We start from the raw sequence: 26,990 nt of genomic DNA, 5'->3' as shown, positions 1-26,990 counted from the left end.
TGGCTCTGGTCGCGGTGCGGCCGGTCGGGTTGCCCCGGTGGCAGGCTGCACTCGCGGTGGGCAGCGCACCGCCCGGGACGCGGCGCTCCCTGGCCGGTTTCCCGCAGGCCCGGCGAGCCCTCAGGCCCGCAGGCGCAGGCCGGATGGGGTGGCGCGGAAGCCTGCCTCCTGCAACACCTCCGCCAGTTCCGAGGTCAGCGCTTGCTCGCCGTCCGCGCGTTGGACCGACAGCTGGCCCAGCCAGCCCTCGCGGACCGCTGCCGACAGGGCCTGGGCCGCCTCCGACAGCGGCTCGCGCTCCTCCGTGAAACTCAGCAGGGATCGGCCTCCTCTCTCCACGTACAGGGCCGGGACCCCGTCGACCAGGACCGCCAGTGCGCCCGCCTTGCGGGCGGGGCGGTGCTTCGTGTCTCCCGTCGCCGCCGGCCAGGGGAGGGCTGCGCCGTATGGCTGGGCGGGGTCCGCCGCGGCCAGGACCACCGGGCGGCCCGGGGCCGGGCGGCCGGGACCCGACAGCGCCCGCAAGCGGTCGACCGCGCCCTTCGCCGCGAACTGGGCCGCGCCGAGACCTTCCACCACGTACCCGCGGATTACCTGGCCCGTGTCCTCCATGCCGCGGAGGACCTTGTAGATCCCGGAGAACCCGCCCGTCACGCGTTCGGTGTCGAGCGCGCCGCGGGTCAGGACTCCATGGCGTTCCAGGAACGCCTCCGTTCGTGCGTGGGCCCGGCGGGTCGCGTCGGTTTCTCGGGGTGGGGTCAGCGCCCACCGGCCCGCTACTGTCGGTGGCCCGGACCGCGAAGGCATCTGTGGCCGCCCCGCCCGCAGGCGTGCGTACCGGCCGCGGGGTGCCTGGCGCCGGGGCTTGTGCGCGCCGTGCCCGGCGACCTGCGCCCGCAGCGGGCCCAGGGTGTCGCCGGTGACCAGCCCGGCCCAGACCAGGTCCCACAGCGCCGCCACCACTTCGGCGTCGTTGGGCGCCTTGTCCACCAGCACCGTCGCCCGGTCCACCAGCTGGCGGAAGAACAGCGCGCCACCCTCCAAAGTGGACGCGATGGCGTCGTGGAGCGGGCCGGTCGGGATGTCCTCGACGACTTCGGGCAGCAGGAGGTCGGCGACGTCCGTCGGGGCGAGGGCGATCCAGCCGTCGCCACCGGACAGCGCGCCGCAGCCGGCCCAGGTGACCTCGCCCGCCGTCGTCAGCTCGTCCAGCAGCGCGGGGGAGTAGCCCGGCAGCCGGCCGGGCAGGATCAGCGACTCCACCGCGCTCGCGGGCAACGGTGCCCCGGCGAGCTGCTCCACCACCGACAGCACGTCGTCCGCCGTCGGGGCCGCTCGGACGCGTCCGCCGAACCCGTGCCACGCCGGCAGGAACCGGCCCAGCGCCGCCGGCTCGACCGGCTCGACTTCGGCTCGCAGCTTCGCCAGCGACGCCCGCCGCAGCCGGCGCAGCACCGCCGCATCGCAGTACTCGACGCCGACGCCGTGGGTTTCCGGGTGCCCGACCGGGCTCAGCTCGCCGCGCACCAGGCGGCCTTCCCCGGTCATCCGGTCGAGCACCCCGGTGACGACCGCGGTGCCCAGCCCGAACCGCGCGGCCGCGTCCGCCGCCGCGAACGGGCCCCGGCCGCGGGCGTAGCGCGACAGCAGGTCACCGAGCGGGTCCGCCACTGGTTCCGTGAACGCCTCCGGCACGCCCACCGGCAGGGCGGTGCCCAGCGCGTCTCGCACCCGGCCGGCGTCCTCGATCGCCAGGAACCGTTCCGCGCCGCCGATCCGCACCCGGATCGCCCGCCGCGCCGCTTCCAGCTCGGCGAGCCACTCCGCCTGGATCCCGCGTTCGGCGGCCTCTTCGACGGTCAGGTCGCCGAGGAACCGCAGCAGGTCGGCGGCGTCCTCGGCCGAGCGCGCGTGCCTTTCCGGGTCGAGCCGCTGCAGCGAGCGCTCCACCTCGGCGACGGCTTCGGGATCCAGCAGCTCCCGGATCGCTTCGGTGCCCAGCAACTCGGCCAGCAGCGCCGAATCCAGCGACAGCGCCGCCGCCCGCCGCTCGGCCAGCGGTGCGTCGGTCTCGTACAGGAACATCCCGATGTAGCCGAAGAGCAGGCTGCGCGCGAACGGCGACGCGGCCGGCGTTTCGACCTCCACCAGCCGGACCTTGCGGGCCCGGACGTCGGCCATCAGCTCACGCAGGCCGCTGACGTCGTACACGTCCTGCAGGACCTCCCGCATCGCCTCCAGCACGACCGGGAACCGCTCGTACTTCGCCGCGACCGACAGCAGCTGCGACGCTCGTTGCCGCTGCTGCCACAAGGGCGTCCGCCGCCGCGGATCCCGGCGGGGCAGCAGCAGCGACCGGGCCGCGCACTCCCGGAACCGCGCGGCGAACACGGCCGAGCCGCCGACCTCGGCGACGATCAGCTGCTCGACCTCTTCGGGGTCGAGCAGCACGTCGTCCGCGCCGATGGTGACTTCGCCGCCCTCGGCGTCCAGTGCGTCCGGCAGCCGCAAAACGATGCCGTCGTCGGAGTGCGCCACCTGCGCGTCCACCCCGCGGTTTTCCCGCAGCCGCGCGGCGATCGCGAGCGCCCACGGCGCGTTCACCTGCGCGCCGAACGGCGAGTGCACGACGATCCGCCAGTCGCCGAGCTCGTCGCGGTAGCGCTCCAGCAGGATCGTCCGGTCGTTCGGGACGTGCCGGGTGGCGGCCTTCTGCTCGGCCAGGTAGGCGAGCAGGTTGTCGCACGCCCGCTCGTCCAGCCCCGCCGCCTCGGCCCGCTCGCGCGCCTTCACCTCGTCCGAAGTGGACAGCTCGCGGACGAACTTCCCCAGCGCCCGGCCCAGTTCCAGCGGACGGCCCGGCGCGTCGCCCTTCCAGAACGGCATCCGCGCCGGCTCGCCCGGCGCGGGCACCACGATGACGCGGTCGTGCGTGATGTCGGTGATCCGCCACGACGACGTGCCCAGCAGGATGGTGTCGCCGACGCGCGACTCGTACACCATCTCTTCGTCGAACTCGCCGACGCGCGAGCCCGGCTTGTCGTCCGCGCCCGGCGTCATCACGGTGAACAGGCCGCGGTCGGGGATGGTGCCGCCCGAGGTGACGGCCAGCCGCTGCGCGCCGGGGCGCCCGCGCAGCTCACCGGCGATGCGATCCCAGGTGATCCGCGCGCGCAGCTCGCCGAACTCCTCGCTTGGGTACCGGCCCGCGAGCATGTCGAGCACCGCGTGCAGGGCATCGTCGGGCAGCGCGGCGAAGGGGGCCGCCCGCCGGACCAGTGACGCCAGCTCCGGCACCGTCCACGGCTCCAGCGCCACCATGGCGACGACGTGCTGTGCCAACACGTCCAGAGGGTTGCGCGGGTAGCGGACCGCCTCGATCGCGCCGCTCGCCATCCGCTCTGCGACGACCGCGCAGGAGACGAGGTCTCCCCGGAACTTCGGGAACATCACGCCGGACGACACCGCGCCGACCTGGTGCCCGGCCCGGCCGACCCGCTGCAGCCCGGACGCCACCGTCGGCGGCGCCTCGATCTGCACCACCAGGTCGACCGCGCCCATGTCGATGCCCAGCTCCAGCGACGACGTCGCCACCACGCACGGCAGCTGCCCGGACTTGAGCGACTCCTCGACGTGCGTGCGCTGCTCCCGCGACATCGACCCGTGGTGGGCGCGGGCGATCACCGGCGGCGCACCGGTGCTCACGCCGGACTGCCCCACGGCTTCCGCCGGGAACGCGTCGGCCGGGGTCAGCTCGGTCTGCTCGGCGGCCAGCTCGTTCAGCCGGGCGGTGAGCCGCTCGGTGAGCCGGCGCGAGTTCGCGAAGACGATGGTCGAGCGGTGCGCGCGGATCAGGCTCAGCACCCGCTCCTCGACCGCCGGCCAGATCGACGGCCGCTGCACCGGGTTGCCGGCCATCTCCTCCAGCGTGCCCAGCCCGCCCGGGGCGATGTCTCCTGGCGGGAAGGCCTCGGTCAGCGACTCCAGGGATTCCAGCGCGTCGAGCGGGCTCGGCGCCGGGCCGCTGCGCGGCGCGTCGAGGTTGCTCATGTCCTCGACCGGGACCTCGACGCGGACCTCGATGGTCTTCGCCAGCTTCGGCTGGACCACCCGCACCGGACGGCCGCCGGCCAGGAACGCGCTGACCTCGTCGATCGGGCGGACCGTCGCCGAGAGGCCGATCCGCTGCGCCGGCTTCGGGAGCAGCGTGTCGAGCCGCTCCAGCGAGAGCGCCAGGTGTGCGCCGCGCTTGCCGCCGGCGACCGCGTGCACCTCGTCGACGATCACGGTCTCGACGCCGCGCAGCGATTCCCGGGCCGACGACGTGAGGATGAGGAACAGCGATTCCGGCGTGGTCACCAGCACGTCCGGCGGGGTCTTGGCGAACGTGCGGCGCTCGGCCGCGGTGGTGTCGCCGGTGCGCATGCCCACTTCGATGCCCGGCACCGGCAGCCCGAGCCGGCGGCTGGCCTGCGAGATGCCGGCCAGCGGGGCCCGCAGGTTCCGCTGGACGTCGACCGCCAGGGCCTTCAGCGGCGAGACGTAGAGGATCCGGCAGCGTTTCGTCGCTTCGGCCGGCGGTGGTTCCACCGAGAGCCGGTCCAGCGCCCAGAGAAACGCGGACAGCGTCTTGCCGGACCCGGTGGGCGCCACGACGAGGGCGTGTTCGCCCGCGTGTGCCGCCCGCCAGGCCCCTTCCTGCGCCGCGGTGGGCGCGGCGAAGGCCCCCGCGAACCAGTCCCGGGTCGCGGGCGAGAAGAGGTCGAGCACGTCGGTAGCCACGTCATTCATGATGCGCGGCACCACCGACAATTTCGGGTCCGCCCGCGAGGATCACGCTCTGGGCGAACTGCGGGAAGGTGACGTCGATCTTCGGCTCGTCGGTGATGAGCCGGTATTCACGGTCGAGCGGCGTCCAGTAGGGAAAAGGGGCCTGGTCCAGCTTGGAATGGTCGGCCAGCACGTACGCTGCGCCACCGGCGTGGAGCATCGCGTGCTTGACCACCGACTGCTCCAGTGACGAGCAGCACAGCCCCCGGTCGGCGACCACGCCGTCCGCGCCCAGGAACACCCGATCGGGGGAGATGTGCCGCAGCTGGGCGAGCACAGTCTCGCCGAGGATCGCTTCGCCGGGGTGCCGCAGCCGGCCGCCGAGGACGATGAGGTCGATCCCGGAGAAGCCCGCGAGCTCGCGGATCGCGGTGACGCCGTTGGTGACCACGGTCAGCCCTTCGCGGTGGGCGAGCTGGCGGGCGAGCCGCCCGGCGGTGGTTCCGGAGTCGAGCAGCACGACTTCGCCGTCCTGCACCAGCGCGGCGGCTTGCCGCGCGATGGCTTCCTTCGCTGCCGAGTTCTCCCGGTCCTTCTCGCGGGGGCTGCGTTCGGTGTCGAGCGCGCCACCGTAGGTGCGGACGACGTGGCCCGCCCCGGCGAGCGAGGCGAGGTCGCGCCGGATCGTCGACTCGGAGACGCCGAACTCTTCGGCCAGCTCCGCGATGCCGCCGGCGCCGTCGCGGACGGCCTCGAGCAGCATCGCGCGCCGGTCACGGGTGCCTGGTCGCGGCTGGGACATGCGCCGACCCTTCCACAGTCGCGGGTTTCAGCCCGAAGAACGTCAGCCCGGCGGCCACGGCGAGGAACGCGGCCAGGACGACGAACCCGGTGGTGGCGGTGCCGGTGACGTCGGTGAGCCAGCCGACCAGGTAGGGCCCGGCGAACCCGCCGAGGTTGCCCAGCGCGTTGATCAGGCCCATCGCCACGGCGACCACCTCGATGCCGAGGACCCGGCTGGGGATGGCCCAGAACGGCCCGTACGGCATGTAGACGCCGGTGGCCACGACGCAGAGCAGCACCAGCTGCACGGCCGACGGCCAGTGCGCGAGGTTGCCCACCAGCAGCCCGGCGATCGCGACGAGCAGCGGCACCGCGACCGCGAGCCGCCGGTTGCCGGTGCGGTCGGACCAGTGCGCGCACGCGACCATCCCGCCCAGCGCCAGCACGTACGGCACGGCCGACAGGAAGCCGACGGTGGTGGCCGAGCCGCCCGTCATCGTCTTCACCACCGACGGCAGCCACAGGGAGAAGCCGTAGAAGCCGGTGACCCAGAAGAAGTAGATGCCGACCAGCAGCAGCACCTGGCGGTTCGCCAAGGCCTGCCGATACCCCTGCTTCGCGAACGCCGGTTTCGCTTCTTCCTCGGCCCGCAAGGTGGTTTCGAGGTATTCGCGTTCCGCCGCGGAGATCCACCGGGCCCGGGCCGGCCGGTCGGCCACCGCGAACCACCAGACGGCCGCCCACAGCAGCGGCGGCAGCCCCTGCAGGACGAACACCCAGCGCCAGGACATGTGGTCGAGCATGAACCCGGACAGCGGCGACATGAGGATCGCCGAGATCGGCAGGCACGTCATCCACAGTGCGTTCGCCCGCGCCCGTTCGGCCTGCGGGAACCAGGACGCCAGCAGGACCAGCACCGCCGGCCACACCCCGCCCTCGAACAGCCCGAGCAGCAGCCGGGCCAGGTGCAGCTGCGTTTCGCTCCGCACCAGACCGCACAGCACCGCCGCGACCGACCACGCGATCATCAGCAGCAGTACGGTCTTGCGGGCGCTCCACTTAGCCGCCAGCACCGCCGCGGGGATCTGCAGCACGAGGTAGCCGACGAAGAAGATGCCGCTCGCGAGCCCCTTCGCGCCGGCCGACAACGGGAAGTCGGCGCCGATGTAGGGCAGGATCACCGCGACGTTCGTGCGGTCGAGGTAGGCCAGCATGTACATGACCACCGCGACCGGGATGACGTACGCCCAGCGCTTGCGGGGGATCACCGCAGGCCCGGCGGGTAGATGACGGGCAGCTTCCGCGCGTACGGCGCCAGGGTGGCCGCGGCCTTGAACGCCGCCCGCATGGTGGCGTGCGACGCCCGGCCGGTGCCGGCGATGTCGAACGCCGTGCCGTGGTCGACTGAAGTGCGCAGGATCGGCAGGCCGACCGTCACCGAGACCGTGCCGTCGAAGTCGTAGGTCTTCGACGCGATGTGGCCCTGGTCGTGGTAGAGCGAGAGCACGCCGTCGAACCGGCCCTGGATCCCTTGGTGGAACACGGAATCCGCGGGGAGCGGACCGACCACGTCGAGGCCGGCCGCCCGCGCGGCGGCGACCGCCGGCGCGATCGCGACGATCTCCTCGTCGCCGAACTTGCCGTTTTCCCCGCCGTGCGGGTTCAGCGCCGCCACCGCCAGCCTCGGTTTCTCCGTGCCGAACACCTCCAGCGCGGTGTACGCCTCCCGGATCGCGTGCTCGATGTTCTCCCGGGTGATCCGGTTGATCGCTTCGCGCAGGGAAAGGTGCCTGGTGGCGAAGAAGATCTTCAACCCGGAGACCCAGAACATCGTGTTGAACCGGGTCGAGCCGGTCAGCTCGCCGAGCAGTTCGGTGTGCCCGAGGTGCCGCGAGCCCGCTGCCCAGATGGCCTCCTTGTTGATCGGCGCGGTGACGATCGCATCGACCTCGCCCTTCAGCGCGAGCCCGGTCGCGACCTCGATCGCGCCGACCGCCGCGGCCCCCGCTGTCGCGTTCACCTCGCCCCACGGCAGGTCTTCGGTGACCACGCCGAGGTTCAGCACGTCGATCACGCCGGGGGTGAAGCGGGCGTCGGCGACCGTGGCGATCGGGTTGATCTCCACGGACAGGCCCAGGTGCCGGGCGACGCGGTCGAGCACGAGCGCGTCGCCGACCGCCAACCCGCGCGCCAGCTGCAGGGCTTCGGGCTCGGCGAGGGTCTTCAGGGTGATCTCCGGGCCGATGCCCACGGGGTCGCCGAGGGTGACGGCGAGGACGGGGAGGTCGCTCACGGGTTGTTCCTTCCGATGGCCGGGACGCCGGTAGGACCCGGGGCCCGCGCTGCCTGCATGGCGTGTGGGGGCGAGGCGCGCCGGGTACCCGGGCTCATCACCAGCGCCTCGGCTCCGTTTCGCACCGGACTTCCCTTCTTGCGCGTTCCGGTCAAGTTCGATGACCGAACTGTGCAACTATCGTGCACCTTGATCGCCTTCCGCGTCAAGGAGCAGTGACTTTCCCGGGTCCGCACGCACCGTGACCTCGCGCATGGCAGCATCACGCGGGCGCCGTCGGGGCGTGTTTTTCGCGAAGGGGAGTGCTGTGCGGATCCTGTCGGTGGACCTCGGGACGTCCAACACCGTCGCCGTGCTTTCGGCGCACGGCATGCCGCCCCGGGTCGTCGAAGTGGACGGCTCGGCCAACATGCCGTCGGCGGTGTTCGCCACCGAAGAGGGCACGATCATGGTCGGCCGCGACGCCGAGCGCCGCGCCCGCCTCGACCCGACGCGCTTCGAGCCGAACCCGAAGCGCCGCATCGACGAGCAGACCCTGCTGCTCGGCACCGACGTCGTCCCGGTGACCGACGCGCTGGCCGCCATCCTGCGCCGCGTGCTCGAAGAAACCTCCCGTCAGCTCGGCGGCGAGCAGCCCGACGAGGTCCGGCTGACCCACCCCGCGCAGTGGGGGCAGACGCGCCGGAACGTGCTGATGTCCGCCGCCCGGCTCGCCGGGATGGGCCCGAACATCCTGCTGGTGCCCGAGCCGGTCGCGGCCGCGGCGCACTTCGCGTCGTTCCCCGGCAAGTCCCTCGCCCCCGGGCAGGCGCTCGCCGTCTACGACCTCGGCGCGGGCACCTTCGACGTCGCGGTCGTCGGCGCCACGCAGAACGGGTTCACCGTGCTCGCCGAGGACGGCCTGCCCGACCTGGGCGGCCTCGACGTCGACCAGGCGCTGATGGTGCACGTCGGGCGCGAGGTCTCGCACTCCGACCCGCAGCGCTGGCAGCGGCTGCTGCGGCCGGAGTCCACCGCCGACCGGCGCACCCGGCGCGCGCTGCAGGAGGACGTCAAGGCGGCCAAGGAGGCGCTGTCGCGGCACCCGCAGACCGAGGTGCCGATGCCCGAGCCGTTCAAGGACGTCCTGGTCACGCGCGGTGAGCTGGAGGGCCTGGTCCGGCCGGCGATGCTGCGCAGCGTCGAACTGCTGTCGCGGACGCTGCGGTCGTCGGGGCTGACCCCGGACCGGCTGGCCGGCATCTACCTCGTCGGCGGGTCGAGCAGGCTGCCGCTGGTCGGCACGATGATCGCCGAGAAGCTCGGCGTCGTGCCGGGCAGCCTCGACCAGCCGGAGACCGCCGTCGCGCTCGGCGCGCAGCACGTGGCCCGCGACGGGCTGTCCGTGCGCACCCAGAACGTCGAAGGGGCGGTGGCCGCGGGTGCTCCGCCGCACCGCCCGCAGTACGCGCCGCCGCCTCCGCCCCCGCAGTACCCCGGTTACGCGCCGTCGAACTTCCCGCCCAGCGGCCCGCAGCCGGTGCCGTCGAACTTCCCGGCGTACTCGCCCGCGCCCGAGAAGGCCGAGCCGAAGCCCGGCGGGAAGAAGAAGCTGCTGATCGGGATCGCCGCCGCGGTCGTCGTGGCGCTCGCGGTGGGGGTGACGCTGTTCCTCACGTCGTCGTCCTCGGTGCCGACCTACACCGCGGACCAGTGCAAGACGCCGGGGCAGGAGGACGACAAGGGCTTCACGGGGTGCCTGCGCCAGCTCGCCGGGAAGATCGCCGACACCGGCGACTGCAAGCCGGGCATGGGCAACGGCCCGGCGGCGCCGGCGCAGCGCCTGGGCGCCGCCTCGACCTGCTCGGCACCGGGCCGGGCGGGCACGCAGGTGACCTACGTCCACGGCGACAGCGCCGACGCGCTCAAGCAGTACACCGACGGCCTGCTCACCTCGGCGGGCGGCGACCGCACCGAAGCCGACTGGGGCGGCAACGGGCTCAAGGGGCACTACTCGTCGGCCGCGGGGAAGACGTCGGCGGTGCTCGTGTTCACGGTTTCGGACCGGCCGCTGGCCGGGTTCATCTACCAGCTGAACACGAGTGAACAGGCGGCAGCGACCACGCCCGGCACGCTGGCCGACTACTTCGAGGCGAGCGTCCAGCCGGGTCAGTAGGCGGCTGGTCGGCGCCCGCCGGTTAAAGTGGGTCCGATGCGGATCACGGTTTTCCGGCGGCTGATGGCCGAGGAGTTCGGGCCCGGCCGGGCCCAGGTGCTGGCCAGCGACCACGTCCTGAGCGGGCTCGGCGGGCGCACCATCGACCAGGCGCTGACCGCGGGAATCCCGGCCAAGGAGATCTGGCGCGAGGTCTGCGACGCCTTCGACGTCCCGGCCGAACGGCGCTGACCTGGGCTTCTCCGGGCCGGCATCGACCCGGGCGGGCGAAAAATCCCAGCGCAAGGGTGTGTCGCTGCCGACCTCGAACAGGTGTTCGTCTAAGGTGTTGTCCACATCGGGTCCAGCGATCCACAGATTGGGCGCCGCGCCTGGAATTGTCGGTCCCCGCCGCTAGCGTCGGACCGGACAGCTGAAGAACCGACACAGAGAGCCCTCGACGGGGCTCCGACCAGCGAGGTGGACTTTCCATGCCTGCAGCACCCGACAAGGACAAGGCGCTCGAGCTCGCGCTCGCGCAGATCGACAAGCAGTACGGCAAGGGCTCGGTGATGCGCCTCGGCGAGGACACCCGGCCGCCCATCGCCGTGATCCCCACCGGCTCGATCGCCCTCGACGTCGCCCTCGGCATCGGCGGGCTGCCCCGCGGCCGGGTCGTCGAGATCTACGGCCCGGAATCCTCCGGTAAGACGACGGTCGCCCTGCACGCGGTGGCGAACGCGCAGCGCGCCGGCGGCATCGCGGCGTTCATCGACGCGGAGCACGCGCTCGACCCGGAGTACGCGAAGAACCTCGGCGTCGACACCGACGCGCTGCTCGTCTCCCAGCCGGACACCGGTGAGCAGGCCCTCGAGATCGCGGACATGCTGATCCGCTCCGGCGCGCTCGACATCCTGGTCATCGACTCCGTCGCCGCGCTCGTCCCGCGCGCGGAAATCGAGGGCGAGATGGGTGACTCGCACGTCGGCCTCCAGGCCCGCCTGATGAGCCAGGCGCTGCGGAAGATCACCGGCGCGCTGTCCAACTCGGGCACCACCGCGATCTTCATCAACCAGCTCCGCGAGAAGGTCGGCGTCATGTTCGGCTCCCCGGAGACGACCACCGGCGGTAAGGCGCTGAAGTTCTACGCGTCGGTCCGCCTGGACGTGCGCCGCATCGAGACGATGAAGGACGCCGGCGAGGCGGTCGGCAACCGCACCCGCGTCAAGGTCGTCAAGAACAAGGTCGCCCCGCCCTTCAAGCAGGCCGAGTTCGACATCCTGTACGGCCAGGGCATCTCCCGCGAGGGCTCGCTCATCGACATGGGTGTCGACCAGGCCATCGTGCGCAAGTCGGGCGCCTGGTACACCTACGAAGGCGACCAGCTCGGCCAGGGCAAGGAGAACGCGCGCCGGTTCCTGCGCGACAACCCGGACATCGCCAACGAGATCGAGAAGCGGATCAAGGAAAAGCTCGGCATCGGCCCGCAGCTCGACGCGGCCGCCGTCGAGGCGGTTCCGGCGCCGGTCGACTTCTGATCGAAGGGGCGCTGCGGGATTGGGTGAGGTGTGCTCGCGGAGCGCGCTCGCCTTTATCCCTCCGCCGTGTCCTCCGGGGGTCGAACCCCCGGACCCCCGCCAGGGGGCGAGCCCCCTGGACCCCCGGCGGGGTTGCGTTGCGTGGTGACCTGCGGTCCGGGTGTGTGGCCTTGGTGACATGCGGCTTTGGTGATGCGCGGCTTTCGTATGGAGTTGTGAAGACGAGGAGTGATCGAGGTGGCCAGGGCGCCGAAGGTGGTGCCGGCCGAGCTTCCTCCTGAGGAGCGGTACAAGAAGGCCAAGGAGATCTGCTTCGATCTCCTGGCCGCTCGGCCGCGCACCCAGGAAGAGCTGCGGCAGGCGTTGCACCGCAAGGGGTTCGACGAGGAGACCAGCGAGGTCCTGCTCGGCAAGCTCGACCGGGCCGGGCTGGTCAACGACGAGGAGTTCGCCCAGCTGTGGGTGAAATCCCGGCACGCGAACCAGGGCCTGTCCCGCACCGCGCTGGTGGCCGAGCTGCGGCGCAAGGGCGTCGACGGCGAGGTCGCCGCGCAGGCGGCGGGCGAGGTCGACCGCGAGTCCGAAGAGCAGATGGCCAGGGAACTGGTCCGCAAGCGCCTCGGCTCACTCGGCAACGTCAACGAACAGACCGCCCTGCGGCGGCTGCTCGGCTTCCTCGCGCGCAAGGGCTACCCGCAAGGGCTGGCCTACACCGTGATCAGGGAGGAACTCCGCGCGTACGGCGCGGAGTCCACCCTGCTCGACGACGCGGTCATCGACTGACCGGCGCCTGCGGCTGAGGCCCGGTTGCGCCCGGCCGGTGAAGAGGGCTGGGCGAGAGCTGGTGCCATACGGGCTGCGCGGCGGCGACCGGGCGGCTTGGGTGATGCGCGAGCGGCCCGGCGGTGGTTGTGCGCGGCCTGGCGATGTGGTTGGGCGGCAGCGGGCGGCTTGAGTGGTGCGGCAGCTGCGCCTGGCCTGTTGCTGCACGCAGCGATCCGGCGGCCGGATGGTGCGACCGCCGGTGCTGGGGTCAGTGGCGGACTTCGCCCCTCTGGCGCGCTCCGAGTTCCGGGGCGGCCGGGAAGCCTTGGCCCTCGCCGGTCTGGTCGGGGCGGCGGGCCGTCGGCACCCGGCGGTCCGAGCGGTGCTTGCGGACCGCCAGCAACAGCAGCGCGAGCAGTGCCATCGCGACGCACGTCACCACCGCTGTCAGCACCAGGAACTCGTTCAGCCGCCCGGCCGCCAGGTACGCGCCCAGTGCCACCGCGACCAGGGCGCACACCGCCCTGTCCACAATGGACTCCATGGACAGGAGGGTGGCGCGGTAGCGCGAGTCCGGGATGGAGTCGTTCAACAGCTGCTTCTGGATCGGGAACGCGATGCCCGTCGCCACCGCGAAGACGCACAACAGCGCCACCGCCGGGACGGAACCGGCGAACACCATGGCTCCGAGGCACAGCGCCATCACGATCGTCAGCGTGAACACCGACCCCACCGGGCCGATCGCACGGCGGAGCCGGTGGGGGCGGGCCGCGCCGAGTGCTTCGAAGACCGTCATCGCCGCCAGGACCGCGCCGTACCAGTTCACCGACACCGTCTTCGACTCCAGGATCGGCTGGAACAGGTTCACCTGGCAGATCCGCACCAACGTGAACATCGCGACACCCTGCACCATCAGCAGCACCAGCCAGCGGGACGAACGCAGCGCCGAGAGCGCGCCGCCGACTCCGGCGACCAGCGATGCCGTCTTGCCGGTCACCCTGCGGCCGCCCGGGATCGGGGGGAGCTTGACCGCGAAGGCGAGCGCGATGCCCGCGTTGATCGCCGTCAACCAGTACGGGGAGGAGAGGCTCCAGGACATCAAAAGGCCGATCACCGGCCAGAAGACGATCTTGCCGACCAGGCTGTACGCGCGGCCGACGCCCTCCACCCGGAGGTAGTGCTCTCCCGCGCCGGAAGCGTGCAGGTACTCGTACAGGTACGCGCTCTGCGCGCCGGACACCAGTGAGCGGGCCAAGGCGATCAGGACGAAGTGCACCAGGAACCCGGTGTACGAGCCCAGGAACACCGGCACCAGGTTCGCCGCCACCAGCACGCCGGCGCCCGCCGTCAGGGACGTGCGGTAGTCGAAGCGGTCGGCGATCATCCCGGTCGGGATCTCCAGCAGGCAGAACACGATGTAGTAAATGCTCTGGATACCGAAGATCTCGCCGTCGGAGAGGCCGATCAGCTTCTGGTACGAGTAGAAGATCGGCACCCACAGCAGCAGGCCGAAGAAGAACTGGAACCCGTAGGTCAGCCGGACGGCGCGCTGAACGTCGGGTTTCGCGGGCAGACGGAGGCCCAGCATGATCGTGTGTCTCCCGGGAAGTCAGGCCGAATAGGGGCGCAGCTGCACCAGGTGGAGGTGGTCGCCGTCGGCGAGCCACTCGACGTCCACCGGCGAGTCGAACGTGTAGTCGGGCGAGAAGTGGCCCTGCAGCAGGCGGCCGGCGATCGCCAGCCGCTGCAGCTGGTCGTGGGCCCGCGAGTCGAGGTCCGCGGGCGCGTCGCCCAGTGACAGCGTGCGACCGCCACCCTCGACCGTCGAATACAGGTACTGCATCGGCAGGGCCGAACCGTCGACGACGTCCGTCACCCGCGGTGAGACGTTGACGTACACCGTGCGGAAGTCCGCGCGGTTCATCGGGTTCGTCGTCACCAGCACCCCGCCGAAGTCCGCCGCCACCTGCTCCTGGATCACCACACCCATGTAGCACTCGTCGAGGGAGATCCTGGCCTGCTGCCGCAGCCGGACGCTGCGCACCGACACCAGCGACGCCCAGACCTCCTTCACACCGGCGAAGATCCGCTCGGCCGTGGTGACGTGGTTGTGGGACTCGTAGATCCCGGCGGCCGAGAACCCGGCGAGGTCCTCGGCGTTCGACGAACTGCGCACGACGAACGTCCGCACGCCGGCCAGCTGCGACACCAGCGCCGAATCGATCTCACCGGCGAGCGCGCCCGGCAGGCGCGCCGACCGGATCAGGCCCTGCAGCTCGACGCACAGCGGCTCGATCTCCCGCGCGTCCAGCTCGAGGGCCATCTTCAGCTTCCCGATGGCCTGCTGGATCCGCGGCGACGACTCCAGGAACCGCCGCTGCAGCGAGAACGGCAGCGCGATGCCCCGCGGCACGCGAACGTGCTCGTCGAGCAGTCGGTGGGCGGCGGCATCGAGGTCCGCGTCGAGCGGGACGTCCAGCAGCCGGGCCAGGTAGGGGAGCAGGTTGTCGCGCGGCGGCCGCGGCACCCGGTAGAAGCCGAGCAGCCGCTGCGACCCGTGCGCCAGCACGTGGTGCAGCTCGCCCAGGTTGGCCGCCTTGGTGCCGTAGCGGTGCCGGTCGGCCGCGCGCAGCCGGGCGAGGTTCACGATCGGGCTGTGGTCGGCCTCCGGCTGCTCCAGGGTGACGCGCTGGGCGTACCAGGACGGCGGCGCCGCGTCGGCCGGCTCGTCGACCTCCCGCAGGGTCAGCGCCTGGGCGTCCACTGTGTACTCGACCCACTTGCCGTCGAGCCCGCGGCGCTCGATCTCGGCCAGGGCGCCGAGCTGGACGGCGTTCGGGATCTGCCAGCCGGTGGCCAGGACGTTGGTGTGCGACAACGGTGTCGTATGCCGGGCGTTGACGATCCCCGCCAGCCTTGGGATGTCGTCGGGTACGCGGTCCATCACGATGATGTCGGTCCAGTCCAGCGTCGCGGCCCGGTACTCGGCCTCGGTGCGGAACGCGCGGATCCGGCCGGTGGCCGTGCCCGGGTTCAGCGGCACGAACGGTGCCGTCGAGAACAGCTCGTGCGCGAACACCCGCGGCAGCTCGCCCGCCGGGATCTCCCGGACGATGCGCTCCTGCAGCTGGTTGGCCGGCTTGAACAGCAGCGGCAGCGACGGGTCGACGTACTGCGCGACGAAGGCGTGGAACTCCCGGATCAGCGCGGCCGGCATCGTGTCGACCTCGACCGTCTCCAGCGAAAGCATCTGCGGGTGCAGCGCGAGAATGCCGAGCAGGAACCGGCGGTCCGGCGCGTGGTAGAAGGTCTCGTTGTACGAGTCGATCTCGGCGCGGACGCGTTCTTCGCCGACGCCGAGGATCTCTTCCCCGATATAGATCGCGTGAAAGGAATGTCGCGCGTTGTTCAGAAAGTGGATCTTCGCCCGCTCGCGGTCGACCACGACCTTGACGAAGGAATAGCCGCCGAGAGTGCCGCCGAGCTGGTGAAGTGCGGACACCGAAAGGCGTTCGCCGACAAGGGCGGCGACGGTCTCGGGGGCAGGACTGGGCGCGACCACGCTGGTCAGGGACAACGGATTCTCCTCGCTGGAAACAGCGAAGAGAAACGATAACAGGAAGATAAATGACCCACCAGGGCGGTGGCTGCGCCATTCAGCGGGAACCGGCCCGCTTTCATGACCGGCGCCACACCCGCTCGGAGCACCGTTCCAGCGCGCTGGAACGGTGCTCCCGGTATGCGGACGCTTATTCGGCCGTTCGGGTGCGGCAATGACGCGGAGTGATCTCCGCTACAGCGCGGCGGCTTCCGCGGCCAGCTTCTCGATCGTGGCGGGGTCGAGCGAGGCCGTCAGCCACGTGCCGCCGATGCAGCCGACGTTCGGCAGCGCCAGGTACGACGGCGCCGAGGCCACCGTGATCCCGCCGGTGGGGCAGAAGCGCAGCGACGGCAGCGGTCCCGCGATCGACTTCAGGTACGCGACGCCGCCGGACGCCTCCGCCGGGAAGAACTTCAACGCCGTGAGCCCGCGCTCGGCCAGCCGCATCGCCTCGGACACCGTGCTCGCGCCGGGCAGGAACGGCAGCCCGGTCTCGAAGCACGCGTCGACGACGGCGTCCGTGCAGCCCGGCGTCACCAGGAACTTCGCGCCCGCGTCGGCCGCCTGCTTCGCGTGCTCGGGCGCGGTGACGGTGCCGGCGCCGATGACGATGTCCGGCACCTCCGCGGCCACGCGCTCGATCGCGGACAACGCCGCTCGTGTGCGCAGGGTCAGCTCGATGACCCCGATCCCGCCGGCGAGCAGGGCCCGGGCCGTGGGCACCGCGTCGGCGGCGTCTTCGATCACCACGACGGGCATCACGGGGGACAGCTCGAGCAGGTCCTGACCGGTGGTCACTGACCGACCTCCTGGGTTTCCAGAGTGGGCATTCCGAAGTGCTCCGGAGTCAAACCGCCGAAGACGGAAGCGCCCTGGTCGGCGGGGCCGACCGCCCGGCGCAACGCGGCGAACAGCTCTCGGCCGGTGCCGGTCCAGGATGCTTCGGACGGCGGCGAGTCCACAAGTTCACGCCGGGCGAGTTCTTCGTCACCGACGAGCACGTCGAGCGAGCCCGAAGTGGCGTCGAGGCGGATGACGTCGCCGTCGGCGATGCGCGCGATCGGGCCGCCCGCCGCGGCTTCCGGCGTCACCTGGATGGCCGCCGGGATCTTGCCCGAGGCGCCCGACATGCGGCCGTCGGTGAGCAGCGCCACCGCGTGCCCGCGGTCCATCAGCACGCCCAGCGCCGGGGTCAGGCCGTGCAGCTCCGGCATGCCGTTGGCCTGCGGGCCCTGCTGCCGGATCACCACGACGACGTCGCGGTCCAGCTCGCCGGCGTCGAACGCGGCCTTGAAGTCCTCCTGCGTGGTGAACACGCGCGCCGGCGCCTGGACGACGCGGTGTTCGGGCGCCACCGCGGACACCTTGACCACCCCGCGGCCGAGGTTGCCCTCGACCATCCGCAGCCCGCCGTCCGCGGCGAAGGGGCGCCACGCCGGGCGCAGGACCTCCTCGTCGAGGCTGCGGGTCGGCACGTCGCGCCAGACCAGCTCGCCGTCGGACAGGATCGGCTCGGCGCGGTAGCGGTGCAGCCCGAACCCGGCCACCGTGTGCACGTCCTCGTGCAGGAAGCCCGCGTCGAGCAGGGTGCCGACCAGGAACTGGATGCCGCCGGCGGCGTGGAAGTGGTTGATGTCGGCGCTGCCGTTCGGGTAGACGCGCGCCAGCAGCGGGACGACCGCCGAGAGGTCGGAGAAGTCGTCCCAGGTCAGCTGGATGCCCGCGGCCGCGGCGATCGCGACCAGGTGCATCGTGTGGTTCGTCGAGCCACCCGTGGCCAGCAGCGCGACGACGCCGTTGACGAACGCCTTCTCGTCGAGGATCCGCGAGACCGGCGCGTACTCCTCGCCGCGCGAGATCGCCACGACCCGCCGTCCGGCCTCTTCGGTCAGCGCCCGGCGCAGCGAAGAACCCGGCTGGACGAAGCTGGCGCCGGGCAGGTGCAGGCCCATCACCTCGACGACCATCTGGTTCGAGTTGGCCGTGCCGTAGAAGGTGCAGGTGCCGGCGGAGTGGTACGACGCCGCTTCGGCGTCGAGGAGGTCTTCGCGGGTCGCGAGGCCCTCGGCGTACAGCTGCCGGACGCGCGCCTTCTCCTTGTTCGGCAGCCCGGAGTTCATCGGGCCCGCCGGCACCAGGACGGCCGGCAGGTGCCCGAACGACAGGGCCCCGATCAGCAGGCCGGGCACGATCTTGTCGCACACGCCCAGCAGCAGCGAGGCGTCGAACATGTCGTGCGACAGCGCGATCGCCGTCGACATCGCGATGACCTCGCGGCTGAACAGCGACAGCTCCATGCCCGCGCGGCCCTGCGTGATCCCGTCGCACATCGCGGGCACGCCGCCCGCGAACTGCGCGACCCCGCCGGCGGAACGCACCGACTTCTTCAGCCACGCCGGGTACTCCTGCATCGGCTGGTGCGCCGACAGCAGGTCGTTGTAGGAGGACACGATCGCGACGCCGGGGGCGCGCGCGGCCCGCAGCGCCTCCTTGTCGACGCCGTCCATCGCGGCGAAACCGTGGGCGAGGTTGCTGCACGCGAGACCGCGGCGGACCGGGCCTTCTTCGTGGGCGGCGGCCATGCGGTCGAGGTAGGCGGTGCGCGTCGCGGCACTGCGCGCGGCGATGCGGGCGGTGACTTCGGCGATGACGGGGTGCAACGATGTGGCGGGGGCGGGGCTCATGTCCGGCTCCGGATCACTGGTGTGGGGTGGTCCGCGGGACGGCAGCGCTGACGCCTCAGGGTCGTGACACTGGCCACACTACCTCGGGAAAACGCCGAATCAAAATCGATTCAGAAGATCGACCCGCGTGACCCCGATCACCTTCGGAACCGTTAGTGTGCTAGTTGTCACACTGCACGACGCGTGGCAGTGCCTTCGAAGGTTGCCTTCGCCGGTTCCCTGCCAGCCCCACCACACGGGAGGCATGATGTCCACCTCCGAGATCGCCGAGCTGCGGCGAACCATCGGCCAGCTCCGGCAGTGCGTCGGCGCACTGCGCTCTCGCTACGGCGACGCGTCGGCGGTGCGCCGGCTCGCCAACGACGTCGAGCGCCTCGACATCGACACCGCGGACCTCGACGGCGTGCAGCCCGCCGTGCCCGCCCAGGCGAAGGCCGCGGAGCGCGTTCCCGTCCCCGACACGCCCTACGACCCGGCGCTGTGGCACGGCGCCGATGACGAAGGCGTCGGCGGCTACAAGCGCGACCAGCGGTGAGCGCTCCCGCTGACAACGGCGTCGGCACCGGCGTCCGGGCCCCGAAACGGGCCCGGATCGCCGAGCGCACCCTCCGCACGGACCGGTGGTGGCTGCAGCCGCTGCTGACCGTGCTCGGACTGTCGGCGTTCATCGTCTACGCGACGGTCCGGTCGTTCGTGCGCACCGCCTACTGGGTGCCCGACTACCACTACCTGACGCCGTTCTACTCGCCGTGCCTGTCCACGTCCTGCGTCGAGGGCTCGAGCCACTTCGGCCACTGGTTCGGCGACCTGCCCGGGTTCATTCCGCTCGGCTTCGTCGTGCTGCCGTTCCTGCTCGGGTTCCGCCTGACCTGCTACTACTACCGCAAGGCGTACTACCGGTCGGTGTGGTTCTCCCCGCCCGCCTGCGCCGTCGCGGAGCCGCACGCCAAGTACACCGGCGAGACGCGGCTGCCGCTGATCATCCAGAACGTCCACCGCTACTTCTTCTACGTGGCGCTGATCGTCTCGCTGATCAACACCTACGACGCGATCACGGCGTTCCACGGCAAGACCGGCGGCTTCGGCTTCGGCCTGGGCAACATCGTCCTGCTCGGGAACGTGATCCTGCTCTGGGCGTACACGCTCTCCTGCCACTCGTGCCGGCACGTGACCGGCGGTCGGCTGAAGCACTTCTCCAAGCATCCGGTGCGCTACTGGATCTGGACGAAGGTCTCGAAGCTCAACACCCGCCACATGACGCTGGCCTGGACGACGCTCGGCACGCTGGTGCTGACCGACTTCTACGTCATGCTCGTCGCCAGCGGCGCGATCGCAGACCTGCGGTTCGTGAACTAGTTCTCCCAACCACAGACGTCCCCAGTTCCGAGGTGGAATCTCTTCATGACCGAGGTCGAACGGCACAGCTACGACGTGGTGGTGATCGGTGCCGGTGGCGCCGGTCTGCGCGCCGTGATCGAAGCCCGCGAGCGCGGCTTCCGCGTCGCCGTCGTGTGCAAGTCCCTGTTCGGCAAGGCGCACACGGTGATGGCCGAGGGCGGGTGCGCCGCCTCGATGGGCAACGCGAACTCGAACGACAACTGGCAGGTCCACTTCCGCGACACCATGCGCGGCGGGAAGTTCCTCAACAACTGGCGGATGGCGGAGCTGCACGCCAAGGAGGCGCCGGACCGCGTCTGGGAGCTCGAGACGTACGGCGCGCTCTTCGACCGCACCGCGGACGGCCGGATCAGCCAGCGCAACTTCGGCGGGCACACGTACCCGCGGCTCGCGCACGTCGGTGACCGCACCGGCCTGGAGCTCATCCGCACGATGCAGCAGAAGATCGTCTCGCTGCAGCAGGAGGACTTCGCCGAGACCGGGGACTACGAGGCGAAGATCAAGGTCTTCGCCGAGTGCACGGTCACCGAGCTGCTGACCACCGAGGGCAAGATCGCCGGCGCGTTCGGCTACTGGCGCGAGAGCGGGCGGTTCGTCCTCTTCGAGGCGCCCGCGGTCGTGCTCGCCACCGGCGGCATCGGCAAGTCGTTCAAGGTGACGTCGAACTCGTGGGAGTACACCGGCGACGGCCACGCGCTGGCCCTGCGGGCGGGCGCGAAGCTGATCAACATGGAGTTCGTCCAGTTCCACCCGACCGGGATGGTCTGGCCGCCGAGCGTCAAGGGCATCCTCGTCACCGAGGGCGTGCGCGGTGACGGCGGCGTGCTGAAGAACTCCGACGGCAAGCGGTTCATGTTCGAGTACGTGCCGGACGTCTTCAAGGGCCAGTACGCGGAAAGCGAAGAAGAAGCCGACCGCTGGTACACCGACCAGGAGAAGAATCGGCGCACGCCGGACCTGCTGCCCCGCGACGAGGTGGCCCGCGCGATCAACTCCGAGGTCAAGGAGGGCCGCGGCTCCCCGCACGGCGGCGTCTTCCTCGACATCGCCAGCCGGCTGCCGGCCGAGGAGATCCGCAAGCGGCTGCCGTCGATGTACCACCAGTTCAAGGAGCTGGCGGACGTCGACATCACCGCGGAGCCGATGGAGGTCGGCCCGACCTGCCACTACGTGATGGGTGGGATCGAGGTCGACCCGGACACGGCGGCGGCGAGCGTGCCCGGCCTGTTCGCGGCCGGCGAGTGCTCGGGCGGCATGCACGGGTCCAACCGGCTCGGCGGCAACTCGCTGTCCGACCTGCTGGTGTTCGGCCGGCGTGCCGGGCTCGGCGCGGCCGAGTACGTGTCCGGCCTCGACGGCAGGCCCGCGGTGCTCGAGTCCGATGTGGACGCCGCGGCGAAGATGGCGCTGGCGCCGTTCGACCCGCCTTCCGGTGCTTCGGCGGAAAACCCGTACACCCTGCACACCGAGCTGCAGCAGTCGATGAACGACCTGGTCGGCATCATCCGCAAGGCGGGCGAGATCGAGCAGGCGCTGGTCAAGCTGGCCGAGCTGCGGGAGCGGATCCTGCGCGTCACCGTCGAAGGGCACCGGCAGTTCAACCCCGGCTGGCACCTCGCGATCGACCTGCGGAACATGCTGATGGTCAGCGAGTGCGTCGCGAAGGCGGCGTTGACGCGGACGGAAAGCCGCGGCGGGCACACGCGCGACGACTTCCCGGGCATGGAAGCGGACTGGCGCAACAAGCTCCTCGTGTGCTCGGCTTCCCCGGGCGAAAACCCGGTGGTGCCGGACGTCGACGTCGAGGTGAAGGAGCAGGTGCCGCTGCGGCAGGACCTGCTGGAGCTGTTCGAGTTCGGTGAACTCGGGAAGTACTACACCGATGCGGAGCTCGAGACGCACCCCGGGAGCAAGGCATGAGCTACAAGGCGAGTTTCCGGGTCTGGCGCGGCGACGACACGGGTGGCGAGCTGCAGGACTTCACGGTGGAGGTGAACGAGGGCGAAGTCGTCCTCGACATCATCCACCGCCTGCAGGCGACGCAGGCCGCGGACCTCGCCGTGCGCTGGAACTGCAAGGCGGGCAAGTGCGGCTCGTGCTCGGCGGAGATCAACGGCCGCCCGCGCCTGCTGTGCATGACGCGGATGTCGACGTTCACCGAGGACGAGGTGATCACGGTGACGCCGATGCGGACGTTCCCGGTGATCCGCGACCTCGTCACCGACGTGTCGTTCAACTACACGAAGGCGCGCGAGATCCCGTCGTTCACGCCGCCGGCGGACCTGAAGCCGGGCGAGTACCGGATGCAGCAGGTGGACGTCGAGCGGTCGCAGGAGTTCCGCAAGTGCATCGAGTGCTTCCTGTGCCAGAACACCTGCCACGTGGTGCGTGACCACGAGGAGAACAAGGAAGCCTTCGCCGGGCCGCGGTACCTGATGCGCATCGCCGAGCTGGAGATGCACCCGCTGGACGTCGCGGACCGCCGGGACGCGGCCCAGGACGAGCACGGGCTCGGGTACTGCAACATCACGAAGTGCTGCTCGGAGGTGTGCCCGGAGGGGATCCACATCACCGACAACGCGCTGATCCCGATGAAGGAGCGGGTCGCGGACCGGAAGTACGACCCGATCGTGTGGCTGGGCAACAAGCTCTTCCGGCGGGACAAGTAGGGCTTTCTCCCTCGACGCTCGCGAACCGCGCCCGGAGCCGGTTCGCGAGCGTCTTTTCGTGCTATGCCTTGGGCGGGACGATCTTCGCCTCCATGCCCGCGTGTTCAGTCAGAAGATAGAGCAGATTCGAGCCGTCGATGAGCTCGAGCGGCTTCCCGGTCGCGAACTCATAGCTCGCCGGGCCGTAGCCTGACGTTGTCACCAGAATGCCTTTCGAGGCACCTTCGTTCTGCATCGTGCCGAAGAGATCGCGGACGGCCGACACGTCGACGGTGTTGCGGTACCGCTTGGCCTGGATGACCACCTTCCCACCGAAGATGGGCCGCGGATCGAATGCTACGCAGTCGACGCCCCCGTCGCGTGAGGGGCGAGTCTGTTTGGTGTCGAGACCCATCTTGCTGAACAAGTTCTGAATGAGGGCTTCGAACTCGCCAGGGGTCAGCTCCAGGAGGTTCGGTCGTTGATCCAGGCCCGAGAGAACATCGGTCTCTTCGATGAACCGCTTGTCCACCATGTCGAACTCCAGCACCGGGCGCACGGGGGCCAGATCGCTCGGCCGCTTGGACACCGAGGCGTTGAGCCGCTCCAGGCAGGCAAGGGGTTCGACGAGGGCCAGATCGAGATCGGAGAAGACTTCACGGGTGGTGGACGGTGACCAGGCAAGGGCGCACCTGCTTGCCGGTTCCGGGGTCGGTGGTGGTGACCATGCCGTTGAAGACGACGGTATCCACGAGTGCGGTCCGATCGGCCTCGAAAATCTCATGGAGGGTACGAAGAGCGATCTGGGCTACGACAGAGCCGTACAGTGCTTTGATGTCCCGTGCAGGCCGCGCAGTGGAAGTCACTTCGTCCTTGGACTTGACGTACTTGTACTCCCGCACGGCCGGGACGCACGTCAGGTCGGGAAGTTCGTATTCCACGACAAGCTGTGTGGACTCGGGGATGTGGGCGATTCGGTACTGCTGGGGAAACTTCTCCGGATAATCGGAGTTGGCAAGCACCAGCGTGAAATATTCGAGGACTGCTTGAGGTTCCCGGCGGGCGAAGGCGTCCGCCAAGGCGGTTACGTTCGCGTTGTGCGCTGAAATTTCACGCTCCCGTTCGGCGCACTGCTCTTCGTAGACTGCTTTGGCCTGCTTCAAAGCTTCGCCGCGCGTATGCTCGGCCTGCTGGTGCTTCCGTGCGGCGGCCGCATTGCGCTGTTGGACGGCGCCCACCTCCCGTTGCCACGCGGCGTGCGCTTGGGAGAAATGTTGCTGGGCGGCGAGAACATCCCGCTCGTGTTTTCCCTTGCCGAAGACCTTGGCCATTCCGGTGGGCGGCGGCGGTGCGAACTGGGCGAAAACGGGTTCACGAGGCGCGTTTTCGAGCTGCGGCGGGGGCGTGGGACGTCCGATGGGTCCGGGTTGGAACGGCGGGTGCTCAGCGGTGCGCTTGAGCGAATCGAAGTCGATGAAGTCGTCGACTTCCAGGGTTGCGGCGAGGAGCTGCTCCAGCTCTGCCACCTCTGCTTCGAGGTCGGCGTTCTGGCTGGCAACGCAGCTCGTTGCCGCTCTCGTCGGCGGCGGGCAGCATCCCTCTGCATCTGAACGAGAATCCCGGTACGTGTGATCGTTCCGTTATGGCGGCGAACGATGGGACGGGTCGTATTGGCTCGTGCGATGCCGGGCAGTATGGAGGCATGGAGATCGAACTGCTGACGCCGACGGCTGACCGCGCCGTGATCGAACGGGTCACGGCGTTGGTCAACCACGTCTACGCCGAATCGGAGAAGGGGCTCTGGCAGGGGAGCACCGACCGGACCTCCGCCGACGAGGTCGCGGGGTTCGTGGCCGCCGGGGAGATCGCCGTGGCGTTCGTCGATGGTGGACTTGCCGGGGCGGTGCGGGTTCGGCGGCTTGACGACTCGACCGGCGAGTTCGGCATGCTCGCCGCCGATCCGGCGCGGCGGGGGCTCGGGGTCGGGCGGGAGCTGGTGCGGTTCGCCGAACAGGCGAGCCGGGCCGCCGGGTGCCGGGAGATGCAGCTCGAACTGCTCGTGCCGCGGGACTGGACGCACCCGTCGAAGCAGTTCCTCGCCGAGTGGTACGGCCGGCTCGGGTACCGCGTGACCCACCGCGCCGACCTCGCCGGAGACTATCCGCACCTGGCGCCCTCGCTGGCGACGCCGTGCGATTTCCTCATCTACCGCAAGGACCTTGCGTGACGGTGCTCGCCGGGGCCCGGGTGTTCGATCCCGAAACCGGGGAAAGCACCCGCGCGGACGTGCGGCTGGACGGCTCGCGCATTGCCGAGGTGGGCCTGGGGCTCGACGGCGAGCGGGTCGACTGCTCCGGGGGCCTGCTGATCCCCGGGCTCATCGACTGCCACGTGCACGTGGCCTTCCCGCGGCCCGAACCGTTGCCACGCAGTGCGCGGATCCTCGAAGCCGTGCCGGTGCTGCGGGGGCTGCTGGCGCGGGGGATCACAACCGTCCGGGACGCCTGGGGCGCCGACGCCGGGCTCAAGCACGCCCTGCGCGAAGGGTGGATCACCGGGCCCGACCTGCTGGTCAGCCTGCGGCAGCTGGGCCCGACCGGCGGGCTCGGCGACAGCTGGGAGCCACCCGCCGGCACCATCGACCACTTCGGTGACCCCTCGCTGCCCGACCCGCTCTTCGACGGGCCGGACGCGGCGCGCGCGGCCGTCCGCCGGATGGTGCGTGCCGGCGCCGACTGGATCAAGGTCGGCGCGGGCGGCTCGATGCGGGCGGTGCGTTCCGGTGCCGACGTCCGGCCGACCGACGACGAGCTCGCCGCGCTGGTCGACGAGGCGCGCCGCGCCGGCCGGGACGTGCTGGCCCACGCGCACACGTCCGCCGCCGTTGTCTCGGCCGCCCGCGCCGGGGCGCGCAGCATCGAGCACGGCACCTTCCTCGACGACGACGCCGTGGCCGCGCTCGGGAACGCCTGGTACGTGCCGACGCTGGCGCCGATCAGCGACAGCGAGTTCGCCGAGACGCACCGCCGCTCGCTCCGGCTCGCGGTGGACGCCGGTGTCCGCGTCGCCGCCGGTTCGGACCTCGCCCCGCGTCCCCATGTCGACTTGACGACCGAGCTGCGGTTGCTGGCCGCGGTGCTCGGCGAGGCGGCCGCCCTGAAGGCGGCCACCTCCGAAGCGGCCCGGCTGCTCCGGCTCGACGACGACCGGGGCCGGGTCGAGCCGGGGCTGCGCGCCGACGTCGTGTTCCTGGACGGCACCGATCTCGACGTGACCGACCTGCCCGGGCGGATCCGGGCGGTGTGGCACGACGGGAGGCTCGTCAGCGCACCGAGCTGAGCAGGGCGCGCCACGCGGGGTGGGGGACGGTCAGGTGCCCGGCGGCGGGCGCCTTCGAGTCGCGGACCGCGGTGGTCCGGGACTCGAGGGCGACTTCGACGCAGGTGCTGTGTTCGGTGTCGGCATCGCTGTGACTGCTCTTGAACCACTGCCGTTCGCGGCCCGCCATCGGTCACTCCTTCATGCGCTCGAACTCGTCCGCCAGCCGGATGAGTACCTCCCTCGATTGTCCCTCCGAGAGGGCGGCTTGTTCCAGCCTCGTGGCCAGGACGTAGAAGGCCTCGACCGCGACCCGGTCGTCGACGAACAGGCCCGCCGCGTACGTTTCCTCGTAGACCACCGGCGGATGCTCGGGGAACTCCATGATGGTGAACCGGCTGCCCACGAGGTGGTAGGGGAGCGCGGTCTCGGGCAGGACCCGGATGGTGCAGTGCGGCAGGTTGGTCGCCAGCACCAGGTACTGCAGCTGCTCGTGCATCAGCGCCGGATCGCGGACGACGGTGCGGAGGTTCCGCTCGTAGACGAAGTAGCGGCAGCGCGGCGGATTCGGCCGCTGCAGGAGCTGTTGCCGGTCGAGGCGGGCCTGCACGAGGATCTTCAGGCGATCCGAGGTGTAGCGCCCGGTCAGTTCGTAGAGCTCCTTCACGTAGTCTTCGGTCTGCAGCATGCCCGGGATGGCTGTCGGGCTGTGCGAGATGATCGTGTCGGCCAGGTTTTCCTGGATGATGAGGGACTTCATCGGGTCGACGAGCTTGTCGAAGTAGGGCCGCACCCAGTACAGCCGGCTGGGCGGCTTGGCCAGCTCGAGGAGCCGCGCGCGTTCGGCGGCCTTCGTGCCGCAGTGGGCGAGGTAGATCGCGGCGTCGATCGGCGAGATGCGACGGCCGTTCTCCCAGGCCGACACCTTCGACGCCGACCAGTCCGCGCGGCGGGCCAGCTCGCGCAGGGTCATCCGGTTCAGCTCGCGCTGGTTCTTGAGTTCGCAGGCCATTTCCCGCGTGTGCACCGTGCTCTTTTCGGTCATGCCACGGACGGTA

22 protein-coding genes are annotated in these 26,990 nt (G+C 70.8%); 10 read left to right on the top strand and 12 right to left on the bottom strand.

The features are described 5' to 3' along the window. Positions 1–120: 120 nt before the first annotated feature. Genes ACWED2_RS08080 through pdxA form a run of 4 tightly spaced genes read right to left on the bottom strand, consistent with a single transcriptional unit; the run spans position 121 to position 7,846 of the window. On the bottom strand, positions 121–4,791 hold the full coding sequence (locus ACWED2_RS08080) for a DEAD/DEAH box helicase (protein WP_449689718.1): 4,671 nt from the start codon (positions 4,789–4,791) through the stop codon (positions 121–123). Then, entirely contained in the window at positions 4,784–5,572 is a 789-nt protein-coding gene (locus ACWED2_RS08075; RefSeq protein ID WP_449689717.1) for a DeoR/GlpR family DNA-binding transcription regulator, read from the bottom strand. The genes ACWED2_RS08080 and ACWED2_RS08075 overlap by 8 nt, the downstream gene beginning before the upstream one ends. After that, positions 5,544–6,821: an MFS transporter gene (locus ACWED2_RS08070; RefSeq protein ID WP_449689716.1), complete on the bottom strand. Its 1,278-nt coding sequence runs from the start codon at positions 6,819–6,821 to the stop codon at positions 5,544–5,546. The genes ACWED2_RS08075 and ACWED2_RS08070 overlap by 29 nt, the downstream gene beginning before the upstream one ends. After that, the gene (gene pdxA / locus ACWED2_RS08065) at positions 6,818–7,846 is read right to left on the bottom strand and encodes a 4-hydroxythreonine-4-phosphate dehydrogenase PdxA (RefSeq protein ID WP_449689715.1); all 1,029 of its coding nucleotides are present in this window, start codon (positions 7,844–7,846) and stop codon (positions 6,818–6,820) included. Before pdxA ends, ACWED2_RS08070 begins: the two co-directional genes overlap by 4 nt. A 307-nt stretch (positions 7,847–8,153) precedes the next feature. On the opposite strand from pdxA, the gene ACWED2_RS08060 reads away from it, so the two are divergent. The 4 genes from ACWED2_RS08060 (at position 8,154) to ACWED2_RS08045 (ending at position 12,301) form a co-directional block, all read left to right on the top strand. Continuing rightward, complete coding sequence (locus ACWED2_RS08060; RefSeq protein ID WP_449689714.1) at positions 8,154–10,001, top strand: Hsp70 family protein; 1,848 nt, start codon at positions 8,154–8,156, stop codon at positions 9,999–10,001. Positions 10,002–10,037: 36 nt separating this feature from the next. After that, positions 10,038–10,232, top strand: coding sequence for a DUF3046 domain-containing protein (locus tag ACWED2_RS08055; protein WP_449689713.1), 195 nt, complete (start codon positions 10,038–10,040; stop codon positions 10,230–10,232). A gap of 239 nt (positions 10,233–10,471) precedes the next feature. Further along, positions 10,472–11,518, top strand: coding sequence for a recombinase RecA (gene recA, locus ACWED2_RS08050; RefSeq protein ID WP_449689712.1), 1,047 nt, complete (start codon positions 10,472–10,474; stop codon positions 11,516–11,518). 255 nt (positions 11,519–11,773) lie between these two features. Next, entirely contained in the window at positions 11,774–12,301 is a 528-nt protein-coding gene (locus tag ACWED2_RS08045) for a regulatory protein RecX (protein ID WP_449689864.1), read from the top strand. A gap of 250 nt (positions 12,302–12,551) precedes the next feature. Here the strand turns inward: ACWED2_RS08045 and ACWED2_RS08040 are convergent, their stop codons facing one another. The 4 genes from ACWED2_RS08040 to edd all read right to left on the bottom strand — a co-directional run bounded on the left by ACWED2_RS08040 (position 12,552) and on the right by edd (position 18,568). After that, a complete protein-coding gene (locus ACWED2_RS08040; protein ID WP_449689711.1) occupies positions 12,552–13,871 on the bottom strand; it encodes an MFS transporter in 1,320 nt (439 codons plus the stop codon). A gap of 21 nt (positions 13,872–13,892) precedes the next feature. Further along, the gene (locus ACWED2_RS08035) at positions 13,893–15,860 is read right to left on the bottom strand and encodes a PEP/pyruvate-binding domain-containing protein (protein WP_449689710.1); all 1,968 of its coding nucleotides are present in this window, start codon (positions 15,858–15,860) and stop codon (positions 13,893–13,895) included. A gap of 216 nt (positions 15,861–16,076) precedes the next feature. After that, entirely contained in the window at positions 16,077–16,682 is a 606-nt protein-coding gene (eda, locus tag ACWED2_RS08030) for a bifunctional 4-hydroxy-2-oxoglutarate aldolase/2-dehydro-3-deoxy-phosphogluconate aldolase (RefSeq protein WP_449689709.1), read from the bottom strand. Next, positions 16,679–18,568: a phosphogluconate dehydratase gene (gene edd / locus ACWED2_RS08025; RefSeq protein ID WP_449689708.1), complete on the bottom strand. Its 1,890-nt coding sequence runs from the start codon at positions 18,566–18,568 to the stop codon at positions 16,679–16,681. Before edd ends, eda begins: the two co-directional genes overlap by 4 nt. A 247-nt stretch (positions 18,569–18,815) precedes the next feature. Here edd and ACWED2_RS08020 point away from each other — a divergent pair, with 247 nt between their 5' ends. Genes ACWED2_RS08020 through ACWED2_RS08005 form a run of 4 tightly spaced genes read left to right on the top strand, consistent with a single transcriptional unit; the run spans position 18,816 to position 22,635 of the window. Beyond that, positions 18,816–19,103 (top strand): hypothetical protein, encoded by a 288-nt coding sequence (locus ACWED2_RS08020; protein WP_449689707.1) that lies wholly within the window; start codon positions 18,816–18,818, stop codon positions 19,101–19,103. Further along, the gene (locus ACWED2_RS08015; RefSeq protein WP_449689706.1) at positions 19,100–19,924 is read left to right on the top strand and encodes a hypothetical protein; all 825 of its coding nucleotides are present in this window, start codon (positions 19,100–19,102) and stop codon (positions 19,922–19,924) included. Before ACWED2_RS08020 ends, ACWED2_RS08015 begins: the two co-directional genes overlap by 4 nt. A 45-nt stretch (positions 19,925–19,969) precedes the next feature. Next, positions 19,970–21,886, top strand: a complete 1,917-nt coding sequence (locus ACWED2_RS08010; RefSeq protein ID WP_449689705.1) for a fumarate reductase/succinate dehydrogenase flavoprotein subunit — start codon at positions 19,970–19,972, stop codon at positions 21,884–21,886. Continuing rightward, a complete protein-coding gene (locus tag ACWED2_RS08005; RefSeq protein ID WP_449689704.1) occupies positions 21,883–22,635 on the top strand; it encodes a succinate dehydrogenase/fumarate reductase iron-sulfur subunit in 753 nt (250 codons plus the stop codon). Before ACWED2_RS08010 ends, ACWED2_RS08005 begins: the two co-directional genes overlap by 4 nt. A gap of 61 nt (positions 22,636–22,696) precedes the next feature. Here the strand turns inward: ACWED2_RS08005 and ACWED2_RS08000 are convergent, their stop codons facing one another. Together ACWED2_RS08000 and ACWED2_RS07995 are read right to left on the bottom strand one after the other, a co-directional pair. Beyond that, positions 22,697–23,164 carry a restriction endonuclease gene (locus ACWED2_RS08000; RefSeq protein WP_449689703.1) on the bottom strand — a complete coding sequence of 156 codons (468 nt, stop codon included), beginning with the start codon at positions 23,162–23,164 and terminating at the stop codon, positions 22,697–22,699. Positions 23,165–23,270: 106 nt separating this feature from the next. After that, a complete protein-coding gene (locus ACWED2_RS07995) occupies positions 23,271–24,140 on the bottom strand; it encodes a hypothetical protein (protein ID WP_449689702.1) in 870 nt (289 codons plus the stop codon). A gap of 176 nt (positions 24,141–24,316) precedes the next feature. Between ACWED2_RS07995 and ACWED2_RS07990 the strand changes: the two genes are divergently transcribed. After that, on the top strand, positions 24,317–24,841 hold the full coding sequence (locus tag ACWED2_RS07990; protein ID WP_449689701.1) for a GNAT family N-acetyltransferase: 525 nt from the start codon (positions 24,317–24,319) through the stop codon (positions 24,839–24,841). Next, positions 24,838–25,953: an amidohydrolase family protein gene (locus tag ACWED2_RS07985; protein ID WP_449689700.1), complete on the top strand. Its 1,116-nt coding sequence runs from the start codon at positions 24,838–24,840 to the stop codon at positions 25,951–25,953. The genes ACWED2_RS07990 and ACWED2_RS07985 overlap by 4 nt, the downstream gene beginning before the upstream one ends. Here ACWED2_RS07985 and ACWED2_RS07980 read toward each other — a convergent pair. Then, positions 25,937–26,122 carry a DUF397 domain-containing protein gene (locus ACWED2_RS07980; protein ID WP_449689699.1) on the bottom strand — a complete coding sequence of 62 codons (186 nt, stop codon included), beginning with the start codon at positions 26,120–26,122 and terminating at the stop codon, positions 25,937–25,939. The genes ACWED2_RS07985 and ACWED2_RS07980 overlap by 17 nt on opposite strands. Positions 26,123–26,125: 3 nt before the next feature. Further along, entirely contained in the window at positions 26,126–26,977 is an 852-nt protein-coding gene (locus ACWED2_RS07975; protein ID WP_449689698.1) for a helix-turn-helix domain-containing protein, read from the bottom strand. Between the last annotated feature and the right edge of the window lie 13 nt (positions 26,978–26,990).

Source organism: Amycolatopsis sp. NPDC005003 (assembly GCF_053600695.1).
The sequence above is the reverse complement of the archived record's forward strand: the minus strand, read 5'-3'. Positions and strand labels throughout refer to the sequence as shown.